This is a genomic window from Salipiger sp. (assembly GCF_048261495.1).
GTDB lineage: Bacteria > Pseudomonadota > Alphaproteobacteria > Rhodobacterales > Rhodobacteraceae > Salipiger.
Genome location: NZ_JBLXFX010000007.1, coordinates 278877 through 291255 on the forward strand (window position 1 = coordinate 278877; position 12379 = coordinate 291255).

A 12379-nucleotide genomic window follows, 5' to 3' on the forward strand; every position below is an offset into this window, starting at 1 on the left:
ATTTTCCCATGGCCACGCTCGTCCTCGGCGCCGTCGGTTCCGCCATCGGCGGGGCCTTCGGTGGCGCGATCCTCGGCTTCTCTGGCGCCGCCATCGGTGGCTTCATCGGCTCGACCATCGGTTCGGTGGTGGACAGCTGGATCGTGTCCTCGTTGGCGCCCGCGCAGAAGATCGAGGGCCAGCGCCTCGACAGCTTGCGGATCACCTCAGCCACCGAAGGGGCCATCATCCCGCGCCTCTATGGCCGCATGCGCATCGGCGGCAACATCATCTGGGCGACCGATTTTCGCGAGGAGACGAAGACCACAACGCAGGGTGGCGGCAAGGGCGGGGGCGGCGGCAAGGTCCGGACGACCGAGTATCTCTACTATGCGTCCTTTGCGGTGGCTCTCTGCGAAGGCCCGATCACTGGTATCGGCCGCATCTGGGCCGACGGCAAGCCGCTCGACATGACCGGCGATCTACCCATGCGCTGGTATCCCGGAAACGAGACACAGACGGCCGATCCGTTCATTGCAGCGAAGATGGGGGCGGCCAACACCCCGGCCTATCGCGGCACAGCCTATGTCGTCTTCGAGGAACTGCCGCTTTCCACCTACGGCAACCGCCTGCCGCAGCTGTCTTTCGAAGTCTTCCGGCCGCTCGCGGATCCCGACACGGCCGAGGGGCTGGTCAAGGCCGTGACGATGATCCCCGCCTCGGGCGAGTTCACTTATGCGACCGAGGCTGTCCGGAAGACCGTGGGCGCCACGACCACGGTCTTCGGCCAGACCACAGGCGGCACGACCTCGGCCGAGAACCTGAATGCGCTGCCCGACGAGGCCGATATCGTCGTGGCCCTCGACCGGCTGCAGGCCATGGCCCCGGCCGTCGAGAGCGTCAGCCTCGTCGTCGCCTGGTTCGGCAATGACCTGCGGGCGGGCAACTGCACGATCAAGCCGGGCGTGGAGGTGGCGACCAAGGTCACCAGCCCCAAGACCTGGACGGTCAACGGCGTGGCGCGGGCGATCGCGCATCTGGTCAGCCGTGATGCCGAGGACCGTCCGGTCTATGGCGGCACGCCTGCCGACTTCGCCGTGGTGCAGGCGATCCGGGAGATGAAGGCGCGCGGACTGCGCGTCACCTTCTATCCCTTCCTACTGATGGACGTGCCGCCCGGGAACACGCTGCCGAACCCCTATTCGAACAACGCCGCGACGCCGGGCCAGCCCAGCTTCCCATGGCGCGGGCGTATCACCTGCTCCCCGGCGGCAGGCTATACCGGCACCGCAGACAAGTCGGCCTCGGCGGCCACGCAAGTCTCGGCCTTCTTCGGCGTGGCCACCCCAGCGCAGTTCGCGGTGTCGGGCGACAATGTCACCTGGACCGGTCCCGCTGGCGATTGGGGCCTGCGCCGGATGATCCTGCACTACGCCCATCTCTGCGCAGTGGCGGGCGGCGTCGATGCCTTCCTGATCGGCACCGAGATGCGCGGGCTGACGACAATCCGCTCCAGCGCAAGCACCTTTCCGGCCGTCACCGCCTTCAAGGCGCTGGCGGCGGACGTGAAGGCCGTCCTCGGGGCTAGCACCAAGGTGGGTTACGCCTCGGACTGGTCGGAATACTTCGGCCACCAACCGCGCGATGGCAGCGGCGATGTCTATTTCCACCTCGACCCGCTCTGGTCGGACGCCAACATCGATTTCATCGGCATCGACAACTACATGCCGCTCTCCGACTGGCGGGATGGCTTCGACCATGCCGATGCCCTGCAAGGTTGGCCTGCGATCCATGACAGGGGCTACCTGCAGGCCAATATCGCAGGCGGCGAGGGCTTCGACTGGTTCTATGCCAGCCCAGCTGACCGGTCGGCACAGATCCGCACGCCCATCACCGACGGCAGCGCGGGCAAGCCCTGGGTCTTCCGTTACAAGGATCTGCGGGCCTGGTGGTCGAACGCGCATTTCAACCGCCCGGGCGGGGCGGAAAGCGGCACGCCCACCGCTTGGGTGCCGCAGTCGAAGCCCGTCTGGTTCACCGAACTGGGATGCCCCGCCATCGACCGGGGCACGAACCAGCCGAACGTGTTCTTCGACCCGAAGTCGTCCGAGAGCTTCACGCCGTATTTCTCGCGCGGCTGGCGCGATGACGCGATCCAGCGCGCCTATCTCGAGGCGAGCTACCTCCGGTGGGGTCAGGGCGCGAACAACCCGACCTCGTCCGTCTACGGCGGCCGCATGGTCCACGTTCCCGAATGTGCCGCCTGGACATGGGATGCGCGCCCCTATCCCTTCTTTCCCGAACTCACCGGCATCTGGACGGATGGCCCGAACTGGCGGCTGGGTCACTGGCTGACAGGGCGGCTCGGTGCGGTGTCATTGGCTGCGCTCGTACGCCACCTCTGCCTTCGCGCTGGGCTTGATGAGGCGTTGATCGACGTCTCCGGCCTCTGGGGCGCGGTGGAGGGCTATGTGATCGGCGCCCTTGAAAGCCCCCGGGCGTCGATTTCCACGCTGGCCCGCCATTTCGGGTTCGATGCCATCGAGACCGAGGGCGTGATCCGTTTCGTGATGCGCGGCCGGGCATCCAGCCTCACCCTGACCGTGGTTGATCTGGTCGCCAGCCGCGAAGGCGAGGCGTTCGAACTGACCCGCGGCCAGGAAACCGAACTACCCCAAGCCCTGAAGTGGCAGGTCGCACGGGCGGACGAGGACTATGACGCGGCGTTGGTCGAGGCGCGGCGCATCACCGTCGATACGACGCGCATTGCTTCCGAGTCCTTCCCGATGGCCATCCCGCCCGAGGAGGCCGAGTGCCGCTGCCGCCGCGCGCTGATGGAGGCGTGGATCGGTCGCGAGAGCGCCACCTTCCGCCTGCCGCCCTCGCGCCTTTCCCTCGATCCGGCCGACGTGATCCGGCTCGCGCATGATGGTCGCGAGGTCGAGTTCCGCCTCGTCTCCGTCGCAGATGCCGAAGCGCGCGGGATCGAGGCGGTGCGCCAGGACCGTGCCGCCTACGATCTGCCGCCCGGGGATCCCCGCCCGGCCTCGCTCGCCAGCCCCGTCGTCTTCGGTACGCCGGAAGTGGTGATGCTGGACCTTCCGCAGATCAGTGAGGATCAGCCCTCCCATCGACCCCTGATCGCCACCCATGCCAGCCCCTGGCCGGGCGAGATCGCGGTGTTCCGCAGCGCCTCGACGGATGGGTTCAATCTGTTGACTACATTCGGCAGTCGGGCCCGGATCGGCACGCTGGCCTTCGATTTCTTTCCGGGGCCGACGTCGCGCTTCGATCTGGGCAATGCGCTGGTGGTCGATCTTCTGTCGGGGGCGCTGGAAAGCGTAACGGATGTCGCGCTGTTCGGCGGGGCGAATGCGCTGGCGGTCGAGGCCGCCGCTGGCCAATGGGAGATCGTCCAGGCTGGTCAGGCTGAACTGATCGCACCCGGCCGCTATCGCCTTACCCGCCTCCTGCGTGGCCAGCGCGGGACGGAACATGCCATGGGCAACCCGGCTCCGGCCGGTGCGCGGGTCATTGTACTGGATACGTCGTTGGCCTCCCTCCCCATCGCCGAGGCCGATCTCGGACTGCCGTGGAACTGGCGGGTGGGCCCGGCCGCGCGGGCGGTAAACAATGACAGCTATGCCGCGCTGGGCTTCACGCCGACCGGACGGGGCCTTGTCCCCTTCGCGCCGGTCCATGTCGACCAGCCGTGGCGCACGGCGCGCAGCCCCGGCGATCTGACCATCCGCTGGACGCGCCGGTCCCGCGCGCTGGTTGCGGATGCCTGGGAACAGGTCGAGGTGCCGCTGGCCGAAGACCTGGAAAGCTACGATGTGCAGATCCTCGACGGGGCCGCCGTCAAGCGCACGCTGACCAGCAACACGACCTCCATCCTCTACACCGCCGCCCAGCAGACCGCCGATTGGGGCGCACCACTCGGGCTGGGGCAGACGCTGGCGATCCGCATCTTCCAGGTCTCGAACCGCCTCGGCCGCGGCACGCCCGGCGTGGTCACGCTGCAATTCTGATCCCAACTTACGGGAACCCCGATGTCCGACATCACAACCCATCTGGGCCTGCCTTACCTCCTGGCGGCGCAGGCACAGAAACATGTCACCCACAACGAGGCCCTGCGCCTCCTCGACGCCATGGTCCAACTCTCGGTCCTCGACCGCACGCGCACTGCGCCCCCGGCCAGCCCGGCAGACGGCAATCGCCATCTGGTGGCCTCGGGCGCCACCGGCCTTTGGGCCGGGTGGGATCTGAACATCGCCTTCTGGGTGGACGGTGCGTGGATCCGGCTGGTGCCGCGCACCGGCTGGCTGGTCTGGGTCGCGGCCGAGGGGCTGTTCCTCGTCTGGACCGGCAGCGTCTGGGAGGTCGTGGGCGAGCCGCGCGACGTCTCGGATGCCGTGTTCAGCCTGGTCAACGACGCGGACCCGACGAAGAGAGCGACCTTCTCGCTGGCGGGGATCAGCGCCGGGACAACGCGCAGCTTCACCTTGCCGAACACCTCGTCGGAGCTGGCGATCCTTGCGGGCACCCAGACCTTCACCGGCAACAAGACCTTCTCTGGCACGCTGACCGCCTCCGGCACGGTCACGGTCTCGGCCGCAAGCGCCTCGATCGGCACGGCGACGACGACGGCCACCTACGGCATGGGCACCGGGGCCACAACGACCGGTGTCTCCAAGACGGTGAACATCGGCACCGGCGGCGCGTCCGGATCGACCACCGTCGTGAACATCGGCTCTGCGACGGCTGGCGCGGGCGGCACCACGGTGGTCAACACGCCGACCGTCACCTTCGCCAATGCCGTCACGCAGGTCGGCATGCCGCAGGCAAACCTGACCGCGCAACTCTTGGGCCTCGGTGGGGCGACAGCCGACAGCTTCAACCGGCTGTCTGTGAACACGCCTGCGGTGCTGCTGAACAACGCAGGCGCTGGCGTCGAGGCGACGGTCAACAAGGCCGCCGCCGGGAATGACGCGGCCTTCGCGTTCAAGACCGGCTTCTCCGCCCGAGCGCTGATCGGCCTCCTGGGCAATGACGACTTCAGCTTCAAGGTCAGCCCTGACGGATCCGCCTTCTTCGATGCCTTCAGGGTCGACCGCACCAACGGCCGTGTCGAACTGGCCGAGCCGGTCGTCCTGCCCGCCCATGATGCGGTCCCCTCGCCGCCGCCCGCAGGAAAGCTGGCGCTCTATGCCCGTGACCGCGCAGGGATGGGCTGGCTGGATGTCGAACGACCCTCCGGCCGCCACTTCCCGCTCCAGCCGCATTTCGGGGTGAACCGGATCGCGACTTGGGCGCCCTCGACCAGCACCACGATCAACACCAACGGCATGCCGCGCACGGCCGTCGGCACGGCGGCGACGCCGACGTTGGCCACGACCAACCTCTCCACCTCCATGCGCCGCTGGCGGATGACCTCGGCGGCCACGGCCGGGGCGGCGGCCGAGGAACGATCCGCGGGCTGGGTCTGCTGGCGCGGTAATGCGGATGGCCTTGGCGGCTTCACCTATGTGAACCGGCTGTCGCTGGTCACGCTGCAGCCAACGGGCATGGGGTTCTTCGGCCTGATCGGATCGGTTGCGGCGCTGTCCACCACCCTGACGCTCTCGGCTGTCGTCAACGCGCTGGGCATCGGGTTCGAGCGCGGCACCCACGCCAACTGGCAGATCGTGCACAATGACGGCACCGGCGCGCCGACGCTGATCGAACTTGGCGCGGGCTTCCCGGTGGCCAGCACAACGAATGTCCTGACGCTCTATATCGCGGCGGCCCCGAACGACAGCGCGGTCGGGATCCGCGTGGTCGAGGAGGTCTCGGGCGCGGTCGCCGAGGCGATGATCACCACCGACATGCCCGCGGCGACCCAACTCCTGAACCCGCGCAACTACCTCAACAACGGCAGCACCGCCGCGGCCGTCGCCTATGACTGCTCCGGCGTCTACATCGAGACCGATTACTGAAGCGCCACGCCGCGTGGCCGGAAAGGACCATGATGAACGACCAGACCACTCTCGCCGACGCAGTCTCGCGGGCCTTTCGGGACCACGGAATCACGGCCGCGCTGACCGCCCTGATCGGCGGCACCATGGCCCTGATCGCGGCGATCACCCGCAAGGCCTTCACGAATGAGGCCCTGCTGGACCGCCTCGACCGGGAACTCATCACCGAACGCGACCGGACTGACAAGCAGCGCAGCGAAGATCGCAAGGTTGATGGCGACCGCCTCGACCGGATCGAGACCGATATCCGCTCGATGCGGGACATGCTCTTCGACGCCTTCCAGCGCGGCCGATCCGACTGATCTGAACCACCACTGCGACCACCTCGTCTCCCGCCCCAGAGGCGGGTTTTTCATCTGGAGGATCCACAATGCCGACCCTGACCTACCCCCACTGGCGCGATGTGCCAGCGACTGCCTGGTGCTGGCCGAACTTCTCGGTCGCCGAAATCGCCTGCCGCGGTACCGGCGCGATCAAGATCAACACCGAGGCGATGGACAAGCTGCAGGCCCTGCGCAACCGGCTGGGCAAGCCGCTGATCATCCGCTCCGCCTATCGCAGCCCGGAACACAATCGGGCCGTCGGCGGGGCCCCGGCCTCGAAACACATGCAGGGCACCGCCTTCGACATCGCCATGGCGAACCACGATCCGGCCGCATTCGCCGAAGCCGCCCGTGTCGTCGGCTTCCTTGGCTTCGGCACCTATCCCCGCTCCGGCTTCATGCACATCGACCTTGGTCCTGCCCGGTCCTGGGGCGAACCCTTCCCGGCGCGATCCGTGCCCTTCGCCCCGGAACTGCCGCTCGCGCGCGAAGTCCTGTCGGAAAGCCGCACCTTGCGTGGTGGGGGTGCGGCTGGAGCAGCGACTGTCGGTGCGGCCGGGATGGATGCTGTGAGGGGCGTCCTCGCCGAAACCCAGTCCACGATCCAGCCGCTGGTACCCTATCTCGACACGCTGCGCTGGGTGCTGATCGCTATCGCGCTGATCGGCATCGCCGTCACCATTCACGCCCGGCTCGATGACTGGAAGCGGGGCCAGCGGTGATCGGCTGGCTCCTCACCCATGGCCCGGCGCGCAAGGCGCTGGGCCTCATCCTCGCCGCCGCAGCGATCCTGCTGTTCCTTCTGAACCTGCGCCGTGCCGGTGAACGCGCTGGGCGCGCCGCCGATCGGCTTGATGCCCGAGAGAGAAACGATGTCATCCACCGCCAGATGCTCGACGCCGCCGCCCGTCGCCCTCCTGATCGCGATGCTCTGGCTGAACGGCTGCGCGACGGGCGCTTCTGAGACCCGCGCACCCTGCCCGCCGGTGGTTGATTACTCCAGCGCTGATCAGGCTCGGGCCGCCGATGAGGTCGAGGGGCTACCGGGAGAGGCTGTCATCGTCCGGATGCTCGGCGATTACGCCGTGTTGCGCGATCAGGCGCGGGCGTGCAGGTGAAATCCGAGCCGGGCGAAGCCTGCCACGAGGCAAGCGGCAGACGCCTCGACCGCGGCGCATCGCCCGGCCCGGTTCATGGATTCACGATGTCAACGAGCAGCAGGGATTCGCTGCGGGTTGACGATGTCAGGTGCTGCCCTGATTGTCTCACGGAGTGATGGGCACAATTGTGCACCTCGCAGGGGCTGGCCGTTCGCCCTCACGGGAGTGAGGGGGACATTTCTTCGAGGCCAGTGAGTATCCGGCCACGAATGCGTTCCACCAGGTCGGTACCGGTGGAGATGTCAAAGCTCGCCGTTTCCAGCAGCGTTTCCTGACCCGTCACACGGAACCGCGCGCGGATCCCTTCCTCGTCACCCAGACCCGCATGGTGGGGATAAAGCAGCGTCAGGCGCGGGGCCTTGTAGAGGTGGGCGTAGGCCATCATCTGATAGACGTCCGCCTGGGACACCCCCTGCTTCGGATCGTCGATCCGGTCGGAAATACGTTTCCACTTGGTGTCGATCACATGGGCGACCTGATCGCCACGCTTGATGAGGATGTCGGGCTTGGTCTGGAAAACCGCACGTTCGTCATCGACCGACGTCAGACAGAACAGGCGGCCACCCTGCAGCGTCACGCGGAGTTCGGACCCCGCCAGCGCCCGCGTCACCAGACGGCCGATGTATTCCTCGAACAGGGCATTCATCTCGAACAGCAGGGCCGATCCCTGCCCTGACCCGGCGCTGGTGGTCTGGTATCGGTTGCGCAGGAACAGCTGCGCCATTCCAAAGAGTTCCTGCCAGGCACTGTTGGTGCGGTCGATGACAACATCGTCCCACCGCAAGGCAGGGATCTGCACCTCCGCAACTTCTGCATAGACGAAGGCCAGTTCCCGCAGCCGCTGCACATTCGTCGCGTTTCGCGACATGCCCGCTAGATGCGCGATGGCCGCCTTCATGATGCGGTTGAGGGCGATGTCCTCGGACAGCTCATCATAGCGGCACGCCAGGCGGCCCGGGTTGGCGAGATGGCGGGTGAACTGGCGCGGGATGTCCAGCGATCCCCGCAAGGTCGGCAGATCGTCGTCATGCAGGGTGTAGCGCCGCGGCATGCCTCGCCGTACCGCCTCGGTCAGCTTGTCGCAAAAGACGCGGATCAGGATTTCCAGCAGCGTTTCGCGCTGCCAGTCGAGGTCGGTCATGCTTCCTGTCTGGATCTTCAGGTCGAGGGCCACCGCGAGCATGTGCACAAGGCGCTTGCGGATCTCGCGCGTCTCTTGTGCCGAGCCTTCCTTTTCGCCGACGTCGATCTTCGGCAAGATTTCCAGCGTGCAACCCGGCACCGCCAACACGCCAACCACCCCGCGCGCCCGCAGGTCATGGCGCCGATCCTCCAATACGCCACCGCCGCCACGCCCGGCGAAGGGGGAAGCCTTGGCAAGTGCCACAAGGCGCTGGGCGAGATGCGGCGGAATGCATCCCTCCCCATCGCCATGGGGCACGGCCTCCCATTCGAGGACGGACCAGGCGGGCATCAGGCCGCGAACTCGGAGAAGTCGAACTGGTCCTTCACCCGCCAGCGCAGTCGCTCGGCCCCGAAATCATCAGCGGCAAGTCCCGGCGCCGCCGTCAGACGGCGCGCCTCCAGAAACCGGGATGGACCCTGCGGGCCATCGCCCAGAACGGCGGCGACCTTGGACCAATCCTCGTAGAAGTACTCGGACAGGAGCGGAATGACCTTGTGCCGCATCACGTCCTCGACCTCTTGGGCAGACTTGCAACCGGTGAAATAGGCGTGCCCGATCTGGTGTTCGCGGTCGAATAAATACTCGATGCGGTCGTTGATCGTAGTCAGTAGCTTCTGCATATTGATCCCGCCGACATTCGGGGACAAGACTGAGGGGTTAGGCATCAGTTCCTTGAACGTGAACCGACGGCGCAAGGCAGTGTCCAGCAGCGCAATCGAGCGGTCGGCCGTGTTCATTGTGCCGATGATGTGCAGATTGGGCGGCACCCCGAAGCGCTTCTTCGAATAGGGCAAGGTCAGCTGGATTTCATCGCGCCGCCCGAGGCGTTTGTCCGGTTCCAGGAGCGTGATCAGTTCGCCAAAGACCTTAGAGATGTTGGCGCGGTTTATTTCGTCGATGATCAGGACATGGGGTTCCACCTCCCGGCTGACGGCCTCACCCCCACTGTTCATGTACACTTCAAGAGCAACCGTATCCAGGCGAGCCCGATTGAGAGCGTAGATTGACCGCATGGTGAAGTTGCCATCGTAGATTTCGCCCGCAGGCACACCGGTTCGATCCACCCAAAGCCAACGCACAGATCGGCGATGGCAATATGTTCGGTTGGCACGCTGGTGGTATTCGTACGGTCCGGTAATCTCGCCGATTGCACGGAACAGGCTGTTGCCCTTGGTCACAACGATGATGTCGCCGATTTCAAGCTGATTGCGGAAGACGTCCACCTGACTGACTTGGCCAGACTGAAGCGTAACCTCGCCCTCCCGCCTGCCCTGCTCACGACAGGCCTTGAGGATCTCGTTTATGTCAGAGAATTTGTTATCTGTGAAATCGATGTCTTCCCAACCCAGAAGCGTGTGCCCCTCGGATATTGCCTCGTCGAACAGGTAATCCTCGGAAGCAACGTTGGCACGCGCGATCGACATCTTGAAAACCTGCCGACCATCGAGCGAGATGACGTTTCCGCTCGGCGTAACTGGCACGCCTCTCTCTGCACGCCTCGCAATGCGCTGGAATATCCCGGCGACAGGCTCGAGGCGAAAGCCCGCGCCCTGATCCGGTACGTCCTCTTCATCAACGCTGGGTCTCAGCCCCTCGACAAATTCCTCGTAGGACATCGACTGGTGGAAGGTGACGAACTCGATCCGCCCCTCGGACATCAAGCGCCGGTATTCCGCCATCAGCCGGTCGCGGTTTTCTTCACCAGAGAGACCAGCGGCGACGCCCTCACCCAGACAGAGGCGAACTGCCTCCCACGCCGTCTGGTAGGTCTTGCCGGTGCCGGGAGGTCCGTAGAGGATCAGGTTGGTGGTCGCAGTCTGAACGTCGTGCGGCATGGGTTTGTCCTTCGCGGCCCCGCCCTGCGCAAGGACGAAGGTGTATTCGGTCGTGGTGCTGCGTTCCGGCCCGGACCGTGTAGGCGCCGGGACCGAGGCAAGCTTCTGGAACATCTCGCCTTCCAGCGCCTGGCAGACGTTCGCCCAGTTCTTCACGAGGCCCGCCATGTCGTGCAGGTCACCTGCACGGATCGTGATAGAAGGCTGCCCGGCCTCGCGCGCAGGTGCGATGAAGTAGTTCAACGCGACCAGACGGGCCCGGTCTGCCCCGCGCATCAGGTGGGCGTATTGCTCTGGCAGGGGAAGCGGCTCGTCGTTCTGATCGACGATGATGTATCCAGCCGCGTGCAGCCGTGCCGCGGCATCATATTGCGTGCTCCAGCCACCGACGAATTTCTGAGCCGACTTGCCGAGTAGATAGCCCACAATCGGCTTGGTCGGAAATCGTCTGTTCTCTCGCGCTTTCGTTGAGCGAACCCAATAAGTCTTCGGCTCATCGAACCCTGAGAAAACATCCGCATGGGCGCCGGATGCACGAAACTCGTCGAACGCATCCATCGCCGCTTCGATCCGTTCGCGCGAAAACGTCTGATCGGAAGCGTCTTCACTTCCGTGCAGGACACGGTATCCGAGTTTCTCCAACACCGCGTGTGTGCGCGGACCACCCTGGCCGCCGAAGAATTCCTTCATGGGGAGGGCCCTGCCACCCGGCAGATGCTCGAGGGCGGCCGCGACCGTCGCCTTCGCAGGATAGAAACGCCCTGTGGCATCGTCCTGGAACTGAGTCGCGCCATCGGCATAGCCACCGCGCGCAAGGAAGGCCGCCAGACCCATTTCATCGCATTCGCGGATTGCAGCTTCGATTTCTTTGCGGGAGAGGCGATCCAGCAAGGACTGATGATCGGCAACGTCTGACCCCTTGCGCCGGATCTGATATCCCAGAGCTTCAAGCATTGCGAATGACTGCGCCTCTCCGAAGCCGTTGAAGAATTCCTTCGCCGAGAGGGCCCGGCCATCGGGAAGATGCGCCAAGGCCGCTGCGACGGTCGCCTTCGCCGGATAGGACTGCTCGTTGCCTTCGTCGCCGACCCACACCTGGGGACTGGCAAAGCCCCCACGGGCAAGAAAGGCCTTCAGGCCCAGCTGATCGCACTCCTGCATCGCCGCATCGATTTCCTTGCGGGTAAGGCGGTCGACCAATGCCCGCTGTTCCGCCTTGTCCGGCACATTGGATTGTTCGGTCAGGAAGGAATGATACAGCTTCAGCGCCTGCTGGAGGCTGGCAAGCCCCGTGCGCAAGACGCCGTCGATGGGCACCGGCGATGGGTTCGGGCGTTCAGCGCGTTCATCCTCTGCCGAGTAGGCAAAGCGGTTCAGGATGCTGTCCCGATCCTCTTGGGCAAACAATTCGTCCAGATCGCCCAGATGCTGCTCCACGCGCTTTGCGCTGCTGACCCGCGAGGAGGCGGTTGCATCCGTCTGTCCCTGCGCCACCAACCACTTACGGAACTCGTCCTGCTTCATAGATGCGCCCCTGCTTCGCCGAATAGTGACGTTCCAAGGTCAGGAAGCCGAGGGCAGAATCCGTCGTCGTCAATTCACCGTCTGGAACTACGGGCCGATGATGGCCGGAAGCAAGGATGCGCGCAACTGCGAGTTGCCTGCCGCTGCCTGCGACTGCGTGATTGTGCGTGCTGCTGCGGTTTTTCTGGTGTCGTGTTGATGTGGCGTTGATGTAAACCAGAAAGCACAAAAGCCGAGCGTTATGCTCGGCTTTGAAGTCTTTGATAAGACTGGCATTTTTGGTTGCGGGAGTAGGATTTGAACCTACGACCTTCAGGTTATGAGCCTGACGAGCTACCGGGCTGCTCCATCCCGC

Annotated in this window: 7 protein-coding genes; 5 read left to right on the forward strand and 2 right to left on the reverse strand. The window is 65.3% G+C overall.

The window, feature by feature from the left end; all coding sequences use genetic code 11:
- Nucleotides 1-8 precede the first annotated feature (8 nt).
- The 5 genes from ACN0RJ_RS16065 to ACN0RJ_RS16085 all read left to right on the forward strand — a co-directional run bounded on the left by ACN0RJ_RS16065 (nt 9) and on the right by ACN0RJ_RS16085 (nt 7283).
- The gene (locus ACN0RJ_RS16065; RefSeq protein ID WP_417724891.1) at nt 9-4010 is read left to right on the forward strand and encodes a baseplate multidomain protein megatron; all 4002 of its coding nucleotides are present in this window, start codon (nt 9-11) and stop codon (nt 4008-4010) included.
- 21 nt (nt 4011-4031) lie between these two features.
- Entirely contained in the window at nt 4032-5957 is a 1926-nt protein-coding gene (locus tag ACN0RJ_RS16070) for a DUF2793 domain-containing protein (RefSeq protein WP_417724892.1), read from the forward strand.
- A 32-nt stretch (nt 5958-5989) separates the two neighbouring features.
- The gene (locus tag ACN0RJ_RS16075; RefSeq protein WP_417724893.1) at nt 5990-6298 is read left to right on the forward strand and encodes a hypothetical protein; all 309 of its coding nucleotides are present in this window, start codon (nt 5990-5992) and stop codon (nt 6296-6298) included.
- 68 nt (nt 6299-6366) lie between these two features.
- The gene (locus ACN0RJ_RS16080) at nt 6367-7041 is read left to right on the forward strand and encodes a YcbK family protein (protein WP_417724894.1); all 675 of its coding nucleotides are present in this window, start codon (nt 6367-6369) and stop codon (nt 7039-7041) included.
- Entirely contained in the window at nt 7038-7283 is a 246-nt protein-coding gene (locus ACN0RJ_RS16085; RefSeq protein WP_417724895.1) for a hypothetical protein, read from the forward strand. The genes ACN0RJ_RS16080 and ACN0RJ_RS16085 overlap by 4 nt, the downstream gene beginning before the upstream one ends.
- Nucleotides 7284-7636: 353 nt before the next feature.
- Here ACN0RJ_RS16085 and ACN0RJ_RS16090 read toward each other — a convergent pair whose 3' ends face one another.
- On the reverse strand, nt 7637-8953 hold the full coding sequence (locus ACN0RJ_RS16090) for an McrC family protein (protein WP_417724896.1): 1317 nt from the start codon (nt 8951-8953) through the stop codon (nt 7637-7639).
- Complete coding sequence (locus ACN0RJ_RS16095) at nt 8953-12024, reverse strand: AAA family ATPase (RefSeq protein WP_417724897.1); 3072 nt, start codon at nt 12022-12024, stop codon at nt 8953-8955. Before ACN0RJ_RS16095 ends, ACN0RJ_RS16090 begins: the two co-directional genes overlap by 1 nt.
- Nucleotides 12025-12379: the final 355 nt, after the last annotated feature.